Source organism: Nocardia araoensis NBRC 100135 (genome assembly GCF_000308435.1).
Taxonomy (GTDB): domain Bacteria; phylum Actinomycetota; class Actinomycetes; order Mycobacteriales; family Mycobacteriaceae; genus Nocardia; species Nocardia araoensis.
On the sequence record NZ_BAFR01000212.1, the window covers coordinates 14,397 to 30,091 of the forward strand.

The 15,695-nt window shown below is 66.7% G+C and carries 19 protein-coding genes and 1 tRNA gene; 8 read left to right on the forward strand and 12 right to left on the reverse strand.

From position 1 onward, the window contains the following. Position 1: 1 nt before the first annotated feature. Positions 2-715: a phosphatase PAP2 family protein gene (locus ON21_RS28335; protein ID WP_051021429.1), complete on the forward strand. Its 714-nt coding sequence runs from the start codon at positions 2-4 to the stop codon at positions 713-715. 107 nt (positions 716-822) lie between these two features. Here the strand turns inward: ON21_RS28335 and ON21_RS28340 are convergent, their stop codons facing one another. Beyond that, positions 823-1,125, reverse strand: a complete 303-nt coding sequence (locus ON21_RS28340) for a hypothetical protein (protein ID WP_039802844.1) — start codon at positions 1,123-1,125, stop codon at positions 823-825. A 249-nt stretch (positions 1,126-1,374) separates the two neighbouring features. Next, on the reverse strand, positions 1,375-1,749 hold the full coding sequence (locus ON21_RS39350) for a hypothetical protein (protein ID WP_174372216.1): 375 nt from the start codon (positions 1,747-1,749) through the stop codon (positions 1,375-1,377). Between the two features lie 351 nt (positions 1,750-2,100). Between ON21_RS39350 and ON21_RS28355 the strand changes: the two genes are divergently transcribed. From ON21_RS28355 to ON21_RS28365, 3 genes are all read left to right on the forward strand, one after another. Continuing rightward, positions 2,101-2,985 carry a helix-turn-helix domain-containing protein gene (locus tag ON21_RS28355; RefSeq protein WP_039802847.1) on the forward strand — a complete coding sequence of 295 codons (885 nt, stop codon included), beginning with the start codon at positions 2,101-2,103 and terminating at the stop codon, positions 2,983-2,985. Beyond that, positions 2,982-3,197: a DUF397 domain-containing protein gene (locus ON21_RS28360; protein ID WP_039802852.1), complete on the forward strand. Its 216-nt coding sequence runs from the start codon at positions 2,982-2,984 to the stop codon at positions 3,195-3,197. Before ON21_RS28355 ends, ON21_RS28360 begins: the two co-directional genes overlap by 4 nt. Before the next feature lie 94 nt (positions 3,198-3,291). Next, positions 3,292-3,365 (forward strand) — tRNA-Gly (locus ON21_RS28365). Between the two features lie 42 nt (positions 3,366-3,407). Here the strand turns inward: ON21_RS28365 and ON21_RS28370 are convergent. The 3 genes from ON21_RS28370 to ON21_RS28380 all read right to left on the reverse strand — a co-directional run bounded on the left by ON21_RS28370 (position 3,408) and on the right by ON21_RS28380 (position 6,147). After that, positions 3,408-4,019 carry a TetR/AcrR family transcriptional regulator gene (locus ON21_RS28370; RefSeq protein WP_039802854.1) on the reverse strand — a complete coding sequence of 204 codons (612 nt, stop codon included), beginning with the start codon at positions 4,017-4,019 and terminating at the stop codon, positions 3,408-3,410. A 32-nt stretch (positions 4,020-4,051) separates the two neighbouring features. Then, on the reverse strand, positions 4,052-5,113 hold the full coding sequence (locus ON21_RS41060) for a zinc-dependent alcohol dehydrogenase family protein (protein WP_039802857.1): 1,062 nt from the start codon (positions 5,111-5,113) through the stop codon (positions 4,052-4,054). Between the two features lie 233 nt (positions 5,114-5,346). Further along, positions 5,347-6,147 carry an MBL fold metallo-hydrolase gene (locus tag ON21_RS28380; protein ID WP_245562770.1) on the reverse strand — a complete coding sequence of 267 codons (801 nt, stop codon included), beginning with the start codon at positions 6,145-6,147 and terminating at the stop codon, positions 5,347-5,349. Positions 6,148-6,364: 217 nt separating this feature from the next. Here ON21_RS28380 and ON21_RS28385 point away from each other — a divergent pair, with 217 nt between their 5' ends. Next, positions 6,365-6,793: a MarR family winged helix-turn-helix transcriptional regulator gene (locus tag ON21_RS28385; protein WP_039802859.1), complete on the forward strand. Its 429-nt coding sequence runs from the start codon at positions 6,365-6,367 to the stop codon at positions 6,791-6,793. A 71-nt stretch (positions 6,794-6,864) separates the two neighbouring features. On the opposite strand, the gene ON21_RS40660 is transcribed toward ON21_RS28385, so the two are convergent. Beyond that, on the reverse strand, positions 6,865-6,996 hold the full coding sequence (locus tag ON21_RS40660) for a hypothetical protein (protein WP_281032703.1): 132 nt from the start codon (positions 6,994-6,996) through the stop codon (positions 6,865-6,867). Between the two features lie 354 nt (positions 6,997-7,350). On the opposite strand from ON21_RS40660, the gene ON21_RS28395 reads away from it, so the two are divergent. Together ON21_RS28395 and ON21_RS28400 are read left to right on the forward strand one after the other, a co-directional pair. Continuing rightward, the gene (locus tag ON21_RS28395; protein ID WP_039802862.1) at positions 7,351-7,734 is read left to right on the forward strand and encodes a DoxX family protein; all 384 of its coding nucleotides are present in this window, start codon (positions 7,351-7,353) and stop codon (positions 7,732-7,734) included. Positions 7,735-7,781: 47 nt separating this feature from the next. Beyond that, complete coding sequence (locus ON21_RS28400) at positions 7,782-8,666, forward strand: RNA polymerase sigma-70 factor (RefSeq protein ID WP_039802864.1); 885 nt, start codon at positions 7,782-7,784, stop codon at positions 8,664-8,666. Between the two features lie 78 nt (positions 8,667-8,744). Here ON21_RS28400 and ON21_RS28405 read toward each other — a convergent pair whose 3' ends face one another. From ON21_RS28405 to ON21_RS28430, 6 genes are all read right to left on the reverse strand, one after another. Next, entirely contained in the window at positions 8,745-9,857 is a 1,113-nt protein-coding gene (locus ON21_RS28405; protein ID WP_039802866.1) for a methyltransferase, read from the reverse strand. A 357-nt stretch (positions 9,858-10,214) separates the two neighbouring features. Then, a complete protein-coding gene (locus ON21_RS28410) occupies positions 10,215-10,730 on the reverse strand; it encodes a flavin reductase family protein (RefSeq protein ID WP_039802868.1) in 516 nt (171 codons plus the stop codon). Further along, on the reverse strand, positions 10,723-11,238 hold the full coding sequence (locus ON21_RS28415; RefSeq protein WP_039802870.1) for an NADPH-dependent FMN reductase: 516 nt from the start codon (positions 11,236-11,238) through the stop codon (positions 10,723-10,725). The genes ON21_RS28410 and ON21_RS28415 overlap by 8 nt, the downstream gene beginning before the upstream one ends. Before the next feature lie 11 nt (positions 11,239-11,249). Next, positions 11,250-12,467 (reverse strand): SfnB family sulfur acquisition oxidoreductase, encoded by a 1,218-nt coding sequence (locus tag ON21_RS28420; protein WP_039802871.1) that lies wholly within the window; start codon positions 12,465-12,467, stop codon positions 11,250-11,252. After that, positions 12,467-13,582, reverse strand: coding sequence for a dimethylsulfone monooxygenase SfnG (gene sfnG, locus ON21_RS28425; RefSeq protein ID WP_039802873.1), 1,116 nt, complete (start codon positions 13,580-13,582; stop codon positions 12,467-12,469). The genes ON21_RS28420 and sfnG overlap by 1 nt, the downstream gene beginning before the upstream one ends. Positions 13,583-13,709: 127 nt before the next feature. Beyond that, the gene (locus ON21_RS28430) at positions 13,710-15,101 is read right to left on the reverse strand and encodes a styrene monooxygenase/indole monooxygenase family protein (protein ID WP_039802875.1); all 1,392 of its coding nucleotides are present in this window, start codon (positions 15,099-15,101) and stop codon (positions 13,710-13,712) included. 98 nt (positions 15,102-15,199) lie between these two features. Between ON21_RS28430 and msrC the strand changes: the two genes are divergently transcribed. Next, positions 15,200-15,682, forward strand: a complete 483-nt coding sequence (gene msrC, locus ON21_RS28435; RefSeq protein ID WP_039802877.1) for a free L-methionine (R)-S-oxide reductase MsrC — start codon at positions 15,200-15,202, stop codon at positions 15,680-15,682. The last annotated feature ends 13 nt before the right edge of the window (positions 15,683-15,695 follow it).

Here is a 15,695-nt window from a genome sequence, read left to right on the forward strand (position 1 = left end):
AGTGACCTCCCTTCGCATTCGCGGCATCATCGGGGTGCTCACCGCGTTGCTGGTGGTGTGCGCCGCGGCTCTCACGGCGGGCGTGGTCGGGAATCACGGTCCCGGCGGGTTCGATCGCGGCATCACCGATTGGGCCGTCGCGCACCGCAACGGCACACTCACACCGGTCGCGGTGACGGTCAGCGTGCTGGGCGGCACGCTCGCCATGACCGCCCTGGCCACTGCCACCTGCCTGGTCCTTTCCTGGCGGCGGCGCTGGACGGCGGCGGCGCTCGTCGCGATCACCGGGCTCGGCGGCGGGCTGCTCGTGCGCGGCGGCAAGCGACTGACCGACCGGGACCGCCCGCCCGTCGAGGAACACCTGATCAGCGTGTCCAACCAGGCGTATCCCTCCGGGCACAGCATGGGCTCGTTCGTCGTGGTCGGCATCGTCCTCGCCGTCGCGCTCCCCGGCATCCACGGCCCCGCCCTGCGCGCCTGGACCGCGATCGCCGCCGCGCTGTTCGTCGTCGCGGTCGGCCTGTCGCGGATCTACCTCGGCGTCCATTGGGCCACCGACGTCCTCGGGGGCTGGTGCTTCGGGGCGCTCTGGCTCATCTTCTGCCTCACCGGCTACCGGTACGTGGCATCCGCCGACCGGGACAAAGCCGGAAACCACCCACCCCTTAGGGAGCCGGACGAGACCGTGACCTCTTCCAGCCATCGGACGAAATAGTTCGGATCCCATGTCGTTCGGCTGTCGTAAGGTTTGACGCGGTCGATGATCAGCCCGAACCCAGCCGGAACACTGGAGTGGATACGGCTCGATCATCCGGCCGGAGGTCATCGGCTGCGACGCCCATATCGTTCCGCCTCGGCAATTTCCAGAGACAAGCGCGCGATCCCGGCCTCCGCGATCTCTTTCGCGCGCCCGATGTCGTCGGTCGTCTCGGGATACGCGCGGATCAGCTTGCCCTGGTCGTCACCCAGCGTGACGCGTAACGTGCCATCGGCCTCGATGACCCGGATGACGGCACGGCCACCGTCGAAGGGCTTCGTCAACCAGTGGTCGGCGGCTGGGCCGCTCAGCACCCAACCGTCAGTTGCGTCGATCGCGCGAATCCGTGACCACCCGAAGTGCTCCATGTCAGCTCGCCATCACGGTCAGCTGATGCGGGGCGCGGGGACGCTCGCCGTTCGTCTTCGGCCACACGCTCACGCCCTCCGCTACCTGCGAACGCTCCGTGGCCGTCATGGAAGACCGCCGGCGCAGGCACTGTGCGCAGCGAGAATCCTGAGCTTCCCCAGCGATTGGATGAGCCAACAGCCTCATCCCGCCGAAGTAGCACGCCATCGTCCAAACGGCGGCGGCAACGGCCGCGACAGTCGCGGCCATCAGTAGTCGTTCCTGTTCGTGCGGCCATCCGGCATTGCCCACCGAGTTGTCCGCTTCTCGTGTGCTCGATCCGCCCAAGCGCGCACACCGGCGATCACTACTTGCCCGGAGGGCCGAAACGGATTGCGCGGAGGGACTATCCAATGACGGATCGCTTCCGCCGAGGGCGATGGAAGCGCGATACTCGCCCCGGTCCGCGCGACGTTGACGTCCAGGCGAAACATCTCGGCGAACAACTTCACGTCGCTCACGTCGATGTCGGGCCGAATCAGGAAAGTCCACCTTCCGGAGCGCGGGTGCCCAACGATCGGCCCGACCGCGTGCCCGCCATTGTGCAAGTAGGCCTTCACCGATTGACCGAGCCGCGTCGGCATCGTGACTCCCCACACGCTGCCCGCGCGAAGAACGATACGGCCCAGTTCGGGTGGATCGATGACGACGGGTAGACCACAGGTCCGCCGGTAGTACTGACAACGGGACAGCAGGGTGTCCCCGAACGCTCCTTCGTCCATCAGTAGACCTCTGCTCGTATCGAAGACGGTGGTTGGGCGCCAGAGCCTCGGTGGGCCAGCCGAAACGGCATCCCCACCGGCGCGTAACTAGGAGACCACCAGGCAGATACCACTGCCCTATCACTCTGAAATTTTCAGACTATTCCTTCAAACTTCCAGTAGAACTCTCAATCGAAGTACTAATATCTTTCAATCTGAAACATAGGAGGCGCGATGGGCCGCGAAGGCACACCCCCACCCCCGTCTCTGCCGAGACGTCGGTTCGGCAATCACATCCGCGACGCCCGGCACGCGGCGAACCTCAAGCAGCCAGATGTGGCCAAGGCGATGCGCTGGAGCGTGCCGACTCAATCACGCATCGAACGTGGCTATCTCGGCACGTTGAACGATCGGGACGTGCGCGACCTGTGCACCGTTCTCGGGATCGAAGACGAGGACGAGGTCGCGGCTTTGATCGGCATGCTCGAAGAGGCGACCGCGCAACCCAAGAAGTGGTGGCAGCAGCAGTACGGCGAGGTCATGCAGGAACGGTTCGACGTCTACGTAGGGCTGGAGTACGAGGCTCGCACAGTCGACATCTACCGCTCCGAGTTGGTGCCCGGCTTATTCCAGACCGCCGACTACGCACGGGCGCTGAATCACTTGTTCTTCCCCCATGAATCCGAGGAACAGCAAGCGCGCCGGATAGAACTGAAGCTGAAGCGTCAGGCAAGTTTGACCAGGAAGACCAAACCTCTGGTAGCAACCATGGTTATGGACGAAGCGATCTTGCGGAGGGTCGTCGGCAACGAACGAACGATGGGCGCTCAGATGCATCATCTCGCCGACATGAGTACGCGAGACAACATCGACATCCGCATACTGCCGTTCACTGCCGGATATCCCGTGGGGACAGCTACAGGCGCGTTCTCGATACTCACCTTCGAAGCCGATCCCCCCGTGGTGTACGTCGAGTCCTTCACAAGCAACATGTACCTTGAGGAAGAGACGGAGGTCGCGACGTACCGGACCGCGTCCACGATTATCCGCCGCTCCGCGTTGGATGCGACAGCGAGCAGGAATCTGCTGCGGCAGATGATGAAGGAGTTTGCAAGGTGAGCACCGATCTATCGGGGGCGCGGTGGTTCAAAAGCAGCCACAGCGGGGGCCACGGCGATTGTGTCGAGGTCGCATTCCTCCGAGGGGGCATGATCGGAATCCGCGACTCCAAAGATCCAGGTGGTTCGGCGCTGGTGTTCACCCCCAGCGAGTGGGACGCCTTCACCGCTGGCGTAGTGGCTGGGGAGTTCGACCGGAACCAGCGGCCCTAATCGACCCATCGGCCCAGCTCACCGGCATCTAGCTGGACTTTTCCCACCCCGCGCGCGGCTTCTGCTACAGTCTCGGTTGGCACATCTGCCTCCAGCCGATGTAGTTCAATGGTAGAACTTCTGCTTCCCAAGCAGACAGCGCGGGTTCGATTCCCGTCATCGGCTCCACCAGAAACCCGCCCTGACCAGGGCGGGTTTTGCTTTGGGTTCTCACGTCGCCGAATTCGCTTCGGCGAGATGGTCGAACATGGTCATCGCCGGAGCGATCAGGGCGAGGAGTCGTTCCCGGGGGATACCGTCACGCGCCTGAACAGACAGGCCGTGCAGGAGTGCGGCGACGGCATCACCCAGTGCCCGGGCGTCGGTGCCGGGTGGCAGCTCGCGCTGCGCGACGGCAACCCTTACACGTTCGACAATCGAGGCGGTACGTTCGCGCCGACGCTGTTCCAGCCATTCGCGGACAGCGTGGTTGTCGGTGGAGCAGTTGGTTGCCGCACTGACCACCATGCAGCCCAGCGGCTTCCCCGGCCGGGTGTAGACATCGACCGCCTCGCGCAGCATCCGCTCGACCGCTCGACGCGCCGTCGGCTCTTGCGCGAGGGCGCGGTCGGCGAACCCGCCCTCCTCCCCTTCGTACAGTTCGATCGCTTCCCGGAACAGCTTCTCCTTGGACCCGAACGCCGCGTAGAGACGCGCTGATGCCAGACCGGTGGCCTCGACCAGGTCCGCCATGGAGGCCCCTTCGTAGCCGTGGGCCCAGAAGACCGCTTGCACCTGCCGCAGCGCCAGCTCGCGATCGAATTCCCTGGGCCGTCCTGCCATGATCCGCCGTCACTCCTCTCGCCGGGGCGAGTTCAGAACCTGTCGATGACGACAACGCCGGTCGTGTCGTAGGTTTCCATCGCCTTCAATATGTCGCTCACCTCGTGCAGACCGATGGTGCGGGACACTACCTTCCCCGGCTGCAGCCGCCCGGCCTCGATCATGTTGAGCATCGTGCCGAACCGCTGGGCCTGCATACCAAACGCGCTCGAGAACTCCAACTCCTTGATCATCATGATGTCGATCGGTAAAGCCACCTCGCCGCGTTCGGCCTGCGTAGTGTGTCCGAGTTGCAGGTGGCGTCCCCGGATGCCCAACGACAGCACCGATGCGCGACAAGCTTCGGCGGTTCCCACCGCATCCACGGATACGTGCGCCCCGCCGCGAGTCAACTCGCGGATGGCTCCGATCGGATCGGCATGTGCGGCATTGACCGTGTGAACCGCGCCCAATTCACGCGCTCGTACCAGCTTCTCGTCATCGATGTCGACGGCGATGACATTCGCGCCGATAGCGGCCGCGATCTCCACCACGGACAACCCCATTCCGCCGCAGGCACCGTGGACCGCGACCCATTCCCCGCCACGAACTCGGGCCTGGTCGACAACCCCGTGGAAGGCGGTCATGTATCGGCACGCCAGGCTCGCGGCATCGACGAAGCCGATCGATTCCGGCAACGCCACCAAGTTCGTCTCCGCGTGGCGCACGGCGACGTACTCCGCGAAAGCTCCCCAGTAGGACACTCCCGGCACCAGGGAATCGAAATGCTCGCACACGTTCTGGTAGCCGCTGCGACACGTCGGGCATGATCCGTCCCCGGGGTTCATCGGAAACGTCACGCGGTCACCCTTTCGCCACCCGGTGACCTCGGTTCCCACTTCCTCGATCGTCCCGGCGAACTCGTGCCCCAACACGAACGGCGGACTCACCTGCGGTCCCCCCACCCAGAAATTGCCGGCCCACAGTGCCCAATCGGTCCTGCACACGCCGTTGGCCCCGACCCGCACGATCGCGCCGTCCGGCGGGCATACGGGATCGGGCACCTCGCGAACCGTCAACGGCATACCCAACTCTTCGATCACTGCCGCACGCATACCATGCCGCCTTCCTATTCTTTGTCGATCGACAAAGAATAGGAAGATCGCTTACCGCGCGTCAAGCGGAGGCTCGTCCCGATGCTCGGCTCGATGGTCGAGCGATGCCGACAGGTGGCCACAGCCAGGAAATTTCTTGAAACGCAGCCGATTCCGAGAAGAGCTTGATCGTCGGCGGACGACGGCACGGACAGCCGCATGCGCTCGCCGTTGCGACGGTCGACCCCACCGGATCAGGCATCCAGGGGATGCCAGGCGGGGCCGTCACCGTCCCGGCGGACCCGCCCGAACACGACGTCGGCGAAGTGGACACCGAATCCGATCGTGTCAGGCTCTTCCAACTCGGCGACGAGACGGCGGCGGTGGTCGGCGGCCCGGACAGGGTCGTGGTCGTATACGCAGGACCAGTCGGGATGATCCACCTGGAACGGTGTATGCAGGGCATCACCGAAGGCGATCAGCCGCTCACCGCCCGATGTGACGATGTACTCGGCATGCCCCGGCGTGTGACCAGCAGCGATCCGGACCCGCACGCCAGGGAGTATCTCCTGCCCGTCCGTCACAGTACGGACGCGCGGCTCCAGGGCGGCGATCATCTCCCCCGTCGGGTCGGACGCCTCCAGCAAGTCGCGCCGAGCCCATTCCGGTTCGGCCACCAGATATTCGGCATGGGCGAACGCAAGCTGGTCACCGCCCGGAACCGCATGCCAGGCCCAGCCGAGGTGGTCGGAGTGCAAGTGCGTGAAGGCCACCGCCTCGATGTCCTCCGGTCTGCGACCGAGCTCGGCCAGGCTCTCCAGCAGCAGTCCACCGTGAATGGCGCCATTCGGCGTTCCCGGTTCGGCCGGCAGCGACTGCGGACCGAACCCCGCATCGATCAATACCGCACGGTCACCGCGCTCCACCAGCAATCCACCGATACTCGCCACGAGATAGCCGGAGGCATCCAAATACTCCGGATGAGCGGCCCAGATCTCATCAGTCGAGTCCGGCAGCCAGCTACTCGGCCTGCCCTGCACAGCCCCGTCCGGCACGAACGACACCTTTACGTCTCCCAGACGCAACGATCGGGTGCTCGACGGCCGTCGCAGCCGCTCGCCCAAGTCAACCGCGGAGTTCGCCATAGTCCCGTTCCTTCTTCGGTATCAGGTTTCCCGCCGGAACCGTCGGCGGCCATCCCACCATAAGCATCAAGCTAGAAACATTCAAGCTTTAAATTTTCTAACCTGATGCAGTTGCTAGAATCTGGACATGACGACGTCACCGGAACCGCGGGCCATCGCCGAGCGGGAGCTCTGTGGCCTGGTGAACGGATTGGCCCAGCAGATCGCCGAACACGTGCGCGAACGCGCTCTCACGCTGGGCCTCACGGCTGCCCAAGCGACCGCCCTGCGGGAGATGACCGGACCGATGACCATGGGAGAGCTCGCCGAACGCATGAGCTGCGAGCCCTCGAACGCCACGTTCATCGTCGACAAGCTCCAGCGACAAGGTTTGATCGAGCGACGTCCGCACCCCACCGACCGCCGCGCGAAGCACCTCGTCCTCACCGCAGAGGGCGCCGCCCTACGCGAGCGGCTCCTCGAACTCCTCACCCAGGACTCACCATTGGGCGGCCTGACGCCCGCTCAGCAGCGCGTACTTCATGGCCTGCTCGAGCAAGCCCTCATCCGTCCATGAGCCGAGCCGATGCACATCACTGAAGCGATCGGCGAGTAGGACTCCGTCGATGCGTTACTCGACGAGCGGTGTCACAGACAGTAGACGGCGCCGCTGGACAGGGCGTGCACGAGGCACACCAACGACTTCTCGTCGCTCGAGCCCGGAGCCACGCCGACAGGAGTCGCCTGGGCGCCGACGAGAGCCGATTGGGGGCTCGACATGGGCTCCAAAGGTATTCCGCTGGGTGTAACCGCGGCGTTCGCCGCTCCTGCACCTGCCGCAAGCGAAAATGCTACGGCGGCAATTACTTTTAACGTCATTCGGTTCATCTGACAACTCCTGCGTCGCGGATGGGATCACCCGTCACGCTAACCGGCAGGCCTGCCCTCGGCATGCCCCTGATGCCGCTGGCCGCAGTTCTGATGGGGCCATCACGTCCTACGGAAGATCAGTTCCGACGGTGCGAGATCGACTGTCACGTCGTCATCCGTGGAGTGATCCAGCTCACTGGGCTGTCACAGTGTTCGCTCGCACGGTGTCTGTATGCCGACACGCTAGAAACGGAGGAGTTTCCGATGAACATCGCACTGTGGATCGCTACGGCGCTGTTGGCCGCGCTCGCCCTCTTCGGCGGCATCACCAAAGCGTTCGTTCCGCGGGAGAAGCTTGCCGCGTCGCCCGGCGGGGAATGGACCGCGACGGCCGGCGACGGCTTCGTCAAGGGCCTGGGCGTCTTGCAGATCCTGGCGGCGGCCGGTCTGATTCTGCCCGCTGTGCTCGACATCGCCCCGGTGATGGTGCCGGTCACGGCCGTCTGCTGGGTCGGGCTCATGGTCGGCGCGATGATCACCCACGGCCGGCTCGGGGAGTACAAGTTCGTCGTGCTGAACTCGGTGTATCTCGCGGTGGCGGTGTTCATCGCGTGGGGCCGGTTCGCCATCGAGCCTTTCACGAGCTGACCGCCCGGACCGAGCGCAGCCGACCACCGAGGAGAAGGGCCGAGAAGATGAGCGACCACGCGACCGACACTTTCGTCGCCCACCGCGACCTGTTGTTCACCGTCGCCTACGAGATGCTCGGCTCGGCCGCCGACGCCGAGGATGTTCTACAGGAGACCTGGCTGCGCTGGGTGAAAGCCGACCTGGAGCAGGTGAGCGACGAACGCGCCTACCTGGTCCGGATCACCACCCGGCAGTCGCTCAACAGGCTGCGCACGATGAAGCGCCGCAGAGAGTCATACGTCGGCCCCTGGCTGCCCGAGCCGATGCTCACCACACCCGACGTCGCCGAGCACGTCGAGCTCGCCGAGAACATGTCGATGGCGATGATGCTCGTCCTCGAGACGCTCTCGCCCACCGAACGTGCCGTCTTCGTGTTGCGCGAGGTCTTCGACCTCGGCTACGACGAGATCGCGGCCGCGGTCGGCAAGACCCCGCCGACAGTCCGCCAGATCGCGCACCGCGCCCGTCGCCACGTCGAGGCCCGCCGCCCACGGTCGGTCGTATCGCCCAGCCAGGCCCGCGCGTCGGTGGAGGCGTTCCAGCGCGCGCTCGAATCCGGGGATCCACAGGGCCTGCTCGACGTGCTCGCCCCGCATGTCGTCCTGATGAGCGACGGCGGCGGCATCAAGCGAGCCGCACTACAGCCGGTCATCGGCGCCGAGAAGGTCGCCCGCTACATCACCGGCGGCACCGGCAAGGTCCAGGCCGAGCTCAGTTGCGAAACCATCCTGATCAACGGACACCCCGCGCTGGCGCTGAGCCTGGACGGCGTGCTCGACGGCATCATGGCCTTCCACCTCGAGGACGACCACATCACCGGCCTCTACTTCGTCCGCAACCCGGAAAAACTGACCCGCGTCGCCTCCGCGACCCCTCTCACCCTGCGCTGACCACGACCCGGCAGGAGAACACCGTTGAGTGGCACAAGACGGAGGCAAATCGCGAGTGACCTCTCCGTCATGTGCCACTCAACGAGGTGCGAGGCGGTAGAGAGAGGTGGTTTCGCGGGTGCGGGCGTGGTGGAGGGGGGAGGTCGGGTTGTGGGCTCGGTGGTGGGTGGGGCGGGTGGTCAGTTGGGCGGTGATGTGGAGGCCTGCGGTTGTGATGCGGTGGAGGAGTTCGTCGTGGGGGCGCAGGCCGAGGTGTTCGGGGAGGTCGGAGAGGATCAGCCAACCTTCGCCACCAGGGTTCAGGTGGGCGGGGAGGCCGGTGAGGAAGGCGTGCAGCATGGACGAGTTCTCGTCGTAGACGCCGCTTTCCAGTGCCGAGGTGGGCGTGCCGGGGAGCCAGGGCGGATTGCATACCACCAGGTCGGCCTTGCCATCCGGGAAAAGAGCCGGGCCTCGCACGTCGACGGATGACATGCCCAGCCGGTCCAGATTGGCGCGGGCGCAGGTGAGCGCACGAAGACTGTTGTCCGTAGCGGTAATTCGACGGAAGCCACGACGGTCCAGGATGGCGGCGAGCACGCCGGTGCCCGTGCCGAGATCGAAGGCCGTCTCGGCCCGCGCGGGTAGCGGCGCGGACGCGACGAGATCGACGTACTCGCCGCGGACCGGGGAGAACACGCCGTAGTGCGGATGGATGCGGTCGCCGAGCGCGGGCACGTGAACGCCCTTCTCCCGCCACTGCGCCGCACCGAGCACGCCGAGCAACTCGGTGAGCGCGACCACCATGCGCCCGTGCGGCGCGCCGTACGCCTCGGTGCACGCGCGCCGCACATCGGGAGCGCGCCGCAACGCCAGCGAATAGTCGTCTTCCAAGAGCACGAGCAACTTGCCGAGCACCTGCGCGCGCCGACGACGCGACGCGCGATACCGCTGGAACGCTTCGGCCGGTCCGTCGCCGACCGAAACCCTCCGATCGATTCGCCGCCCCATCGCACGCAGCAGTTGCCGCGCATTGTGGAAATCACCGCGCCACAGCAGACCGGTCCCGGCTCGCGCCATTCGGCAAGCCGCGTCAGCGGTGATCCAGTCGTCCACCACCACAAGGGATTCGGGCGGCGGCGCGCCGTTCTCGGAATACCAGCGGGCGGTCGGGCAGGTGTTGTGGTCTTCGGTCCAGCAAACGGCGGACATCGTGTACTCCTCGTGATCGAACGTGCATGGGCACGACGAGCACTTCGCCGCGGAGTCGCGAAAAGACCTGTGCGGCTAGCGCACAGGGATCACCGGAGGTTCGTCTGGACCCGCGCCGAAGTGCGCGGGAAGTCGCCGAGAACCATGCCGAGCGTCATGACCGGACCTTTCCGTAGAGAGACACCAGAGTCTCCCACAGCGCTGCCCCAGTGAGAACTCCGGACCATGAGGCGACGAGCACCGCATGCCAGTCGCCTCAGGATCCGGACCGCCGCCCGATATGGCGGCTACGCGCACACCGGGCTCTGAAGGCCCACGAGCACGTGCGTCAGCTACGGAGGAAACGCGTCGGCTACTTCACGCCGCGCCGTTCGCCGGTTCGGCGTGCAACCGGCGGAACTTGCTGCCGTGGAAGACCAGCGGATCCACGTCGGTGCGGGTGGCGATGCGGTGGATGCGCAGGATGACGACCGCGTGGTCGCCTGCCGGGACGTGGGCCTCCTGAACGCCCTCGATCCAGGCCGTCGCGCCGTCGATGAAGACGGCGTCACCGGAACCGCGGTGCAGCTGGATGTCACGGAAGCGATCGCCGTCGCGGGTGCCCAGCGAGCGGGCAGCGGCCTGCTGGTCGGTGCCGAGCAGGCTGAGGCCGAGGTGGCTGGCGGCGGCGAGCTTGGGCCAGGTGGCCGAGGAGTTCTGCACGCAGAACGAGACCAGCGGCGGATCGAGGGAGACGGGAACGAACGTGCTCACCGCCAGACCGTGCGGAGTTCCGTCGATTTCGGCGCACACCGCGACGACGCCGCTGGGGAAATTGGCGAACGCGCGACGCAGACCGGCTCCGTCGGCGGGGAATTCGAACAGGTCATGCATGATTCGCAGCCTTCGAGCTGTGGGCCAGTGCCTGGGCGACCGAACGCCACCGACCACTGTACCGGTCGATGACGCCGTCCTCGGCGAAAGTGCGATCGGACAGGTAGAGCCCGGGCAACGCGGCGGTGGCCCCGATTTCGACGAGCACGGGCTTGAGCAGCAGGTCGGGAGCGAGGGCGTGGGCCGGTCCTGCGCCGAGCATCACCGGGACCGCGAGCACGCCTTCCAGGCCCGTCCCGCCCTCGAATTGTTCGAGGAACAGCTTCAGCAGACCGGTGTAGGTCGCCTTGAAGGTAGGGCTGGCGAAGACGACGAGTTCCGAACCCGCCACGGTGCGCACCGCTTCGGCCACGGCCGCGTCACCCCAGCTGAGCAGGGCGGGGCCGAACTCGACCAGGTCGACCACGGTGGGCTCCACCTCCGGCCGCAATCCCCGCGCGACCAGGGTGGCCGCGGTGAGCGTGCGTGACGCGGGTTTCGGATTTCCGACGACGACAGTGACCGTCATTTCGTCTCCTTTCAGATCACACCGTGTAGCGGTGGCGCGGCGTCGTGCAGCAGTGCCCTGCCGATGTGCTGGTACTTCCAGCGCACCGGATCGTGCAGGGTGTGCGTGCGCGCGTTGCGCCAGAAGTGGTGCAGGTTGAGATCCGCCGCCGCGCTGCGCGTTCCGGCGACTTCGAACAGCGCGGCCGACACGTCGTTGGCGGCGCGGTCGGCGAGCACTTTGGCGGTCGCCACGGCCAGCGACGCCTGGGCGATGTTCGCGGCGCTGGGATCGATCCTGATGGCCGCGTCCAACGCCCATCCCGCCGACGAGAGGGTCGCCTCCGCGGCGGTCACCGCGACGGACAATTCGCCGAAGCGCTGGATCAACAGCGGGTCGTCCACCGCGTTCGCCACCCCCGCCTCGAACCACGGACGACTCTTCGTGCGCACGAATTCCGTCGCCGCGCTGAGCGCGCCCCTGGCGATACCGGTGTCGATGGCGGCGTGCAGCAACTGTGCGAACGCGCCGTAGCCGGTGGGTGCGCGCACCGCGCCGGAGCGGGGAATCACCTGGTCACGATCGACGAGCACGCCGTCGAACGACACCGTTCCACTGCCGGTGGTGCGCTGCCCGATCCCGTTCCAGTCGTCCACGACGCGCACGCCGGGAGTATTGGCGGGCAGGTAGACGATGTACTCACCGGGTTCGAGACCGCTGCGCCCCTCCGGGTCGTCCAGCCGGGTCAGCACCGCGAACAGATCGGCGAACAGCGAGCCGGTGCAGTAGTACTTCACGCCGTCCACCCGGAACCGATCATCGACCGGCCGCAAGGTGGTCGCGATGTCGGCGACGGTCGCGCCGCCGCGCTCGGACTGCGCGTTGGCGATGCGCCCGCCGTCGAGCACCCGCCCGAAGTACCGCTCCTGCTGCTGCGCCGTACCCGCGAGCCGGAGCAGGTTCACGTACACGAAGTGGCTGTGCGGGATCTGCGCGATATTGGGATCGGCGGTGGCGAGAATGCGCGTCACTTCCGCGACCGCGCTCGGCGGCAGATCCGCGCCGCCGTGCGCGGCGGGCACGGTGATCGCGAGCAGACCGCTGGCCGCCAGCCGATCGACCTGCGCGTACGGCAGCGCGCGCTCCCGGTCGCGTTCGGCGGCTCCCGGCGCGAAATCCGCCGCGAGCCGCTGGGCGACCGCGAACGCCTGTGCCGCCGACAGGATGCGATCGGCGGCGACCGCGGTCATCAGTTCACCGCCGCGACGGGCCGCTGCGCGGCTTCCAGCTCGCGCACCAGCGGGAGCACCTTCGCGCCGAAGTACTCGATCTCCTCCTGGAAGTCCAGGAAGCCGCCGAGGATCAGGTCGACGCCGAGCTGCTTGTAGGCGACGATCCGTTCGGCCACCTGCTCCGGCGTGCCGATCAGCTGGGTGCGGAAACCGTCGTTGTACTGCACCAGGTCCTCGAACGTGGAATCGGCCCACATGCCCTTGCGGTCCTTGGTGGACGCGCCCGCCTGCTGCACCGCGTCGCGGAAGCCCTCCACCGCGGGCTTGTTCGCCTTCTCGATGATCTCGCGCAAGGTGTCGCGGGCTTCGGCCTCCGTGTCGCGGGCGATGATGAAGCCGTTGAGCCCGAATTTCACCTCGCGGTCGTGCGCGCGGGCGACGGAGCGCAGGTCGTCGAGTTGTTCGGTGACGCCGTCGAAGTCCTTGCCGTTGGAGAAGTACCAGTCGGCGTAGCGGCCGCCGTTGCGCCGAGCGGCGGTCGAGTTGCCGCCTTGGAACAGTTCGGGGTTCGGCCGCTCGGGGGTGTTCAGCGGCTTCGGCTTCAGGGTGAAGTCCCGGATGCGGTAGAAATCGCCGCCGTAGTTCACGTTGTCCTCGGTCCAGATCTTGCGGATCACCTCGAGGAATTCGGCGCTGCGCCGGTAGCGCTCGTCGTGCTCGAGCCACGGCTCGCCGAGCGCGGTGAACTCGCCCGCGAACCAGCCGGACACGACGTTGATGGCGAACCGGCCATTGGAAAGGTGGTCGGCGGTGGCGCCGAATTTGGCCAGCACCGCGGGGTGCCACAGCCCGGGATGCACGGCCGCGATGACCTTCAGCCGCTCGGTCGCGCCGAGCAGCGCGAGGCTGAACGAGGTCGATTCGTGCTGGTATTCCGCGCCGTAGGAGGCGGTGTAGCGCACCTGGGACAGCGCGTAGTCGAAGCCGTTGTTCTCCGCGGTCTGCGCGAGCTTCTTGTTGTATTCGAAATCCCAGCTGGTGCGCTGTTCGATATCGCTGGTGACCAGTCCCCCGCTGACATTGGGCACCCAGTAGGCGAATCGGATCTGCTCGGCGATCTGCTCCGTGGTCATAGCTGCTCCATGGTTATCGGGGGTAGCCGTCGGATCGGAGGCCGGACGCCACGCATGCGTCCGGCGCTCCTTCCACTCCAGCACCGGCCCCCGGTCGGGACGAGGTTTTGAATCTGCGCGATTCGGATCAGGCGTCGGCCAGCGCGGGCGAGTAGCCCGACCTGGCGAACTTGCCCGCGGGCGCGAACCGGCCCAGTAGCGCGGCGGCGTCCTCGCCGGTGACCCGCGTGATGAACTCGTTGACCGCTTCCGGCGAGTCGACGGGCAGGAACGGCTGCGGGCGGTGCAGCAGGCCGACCAGCGCCGACGCGAACGCCGGGTCGACGGCCGCGGCGGCGAAGAACGCGTTGCCGACCTCGGCCAGCTCGGGATCGCTGAGGAACAGCCTGGTCACCTTGTTCGCCGCGTCGGCGCGCGCGGCGAGGAACGCGGCGTACTGCCGCGCGATCCACGCCTCGTCGAACGGTCCTTCGTGCACGGCGGCCGCCGCGACCAGCCGCTGGGCCTGGATCAGGCCGCTCTGCGCGCCCTGCCCGGCGATCGGGTCGTAGGCGATGGCGGTGTCACCGAGCGCGGCGACCACATGCCCGCCTGTGGTGCGCCCGACCCCCGACCGCACGACCGGGCGCACCGCGCCCTTCAGCCACGAGTGCGGGTCCTCGGGAATGGTCTTGGTGGCCAGCACCTCCGGCAGATCCCACTCGATGTAGTCGCGGTAGAGGTCCTGCACGATCCGGTGCGCCGACTCGGCGGAGTCGGCGCCGGCGAATCGCTTCTCCCAGTCACTGCCGGGGCGCGCCCAGCCGAGGAATGCCCAGCTCGGCCCCGCATCCTTGTGCAGGTACGGGCCCCACCACCCCTCGCCCTGATCGGCGAGGATGGAGAAGCCGCTGTGCGCGCCGCCCGCCACGCTGCGATGAGCGAAGACGTTCTCGTCGTGGCCGAGTCCGGTGACTACGACGGTGAGCAACGACCGCTGCGGCGCGTCGTAGGGGGTGCGCTGCGCGTCGACGGGGAACAGGTCCGACAGACCGCCGCGACCGGTCGCGACCAGGGTGAGGTCGTTGGCGGCGGCGATGCCGTCGAGCGTCTCCGGCGTCACCTGCTCCACCACGAACCGGCCGCCGCGCTCCAGGAACGCGGTGAGCCGCTCGTCGGCCTTGAGCCGGGTGTCCACCGCGACGCCGACGTATCCGTCGAAATGCCCGTCGAATTGGATCAATTCGGGGCGGTCGGGACCGGGGCCCGCGATGCGAACGCTCAAGCCGGTGTGCCGGGGCGCACGCGCGGTATAGCTGTCCAAGCCGAGCGCGGCCTCGGCCTGCTGGGTCTCGCCGAATTCGAGCGCGGTGCCGGTGGCGGGCACGTCGTCACGCAGAGCGCGCTGATCACGCTCGCTGTAGAGGCTGACGTCGAAACCGGCGTCGAGAAGTCCTAGCGCCGCAGTGACGCCGGTCTGTCCGGCACCGATAACCGCGGCCGAACGAGTGGAACGGGATACGGATTGCTGCGAAGTCATGCAGGAATGATGCGATGGCCGCACGATGCTCGCCGAGTGTTGCGATCACCGAGAATCAATGGGCAGACAGCGAATTCCCGGCGCGTACCATTCGGCCCATGTCGTTTGTCGTCGCCGAACTCACCGGAGACCGCACGGAACAGTACCGTCAGCTCGCCGCTCAGGCCGAAGCGCTGGTCGCGGGTGAGACCGACCGCATCGCCAACGCCGCGAATCTGTCCGCGCTGGTATTCCATGCATTATCGGATGTGAATTGGGTGGGTTTCTATTTCTACGACGGGCGAGAACTCGTAGTCGGCCCGTTTCAGGGCAAACCCGCCTGTGTGCGCATCGCGTTGGGGAAAGGCGTGTGCGGCACGGCTGCACAGACCAGAAGCACCCAACTCGTACCCGATGTGCACACCTTCGAGGGACACATCGCGTGCGATGCCGATACACGTTCGGAAATAGTCGTGCCGTTGGTCCGCGACGATTCGCTGATCGGAGTATTCGATCTCGACAGTCCGCGCCCCGAGCGCTTCGACGACATCGATCGCGCGGGGCTGGAAGCGGTAGCCGAGATATTTCTCGCGGCGATCTGATTCGTCGGCCGGA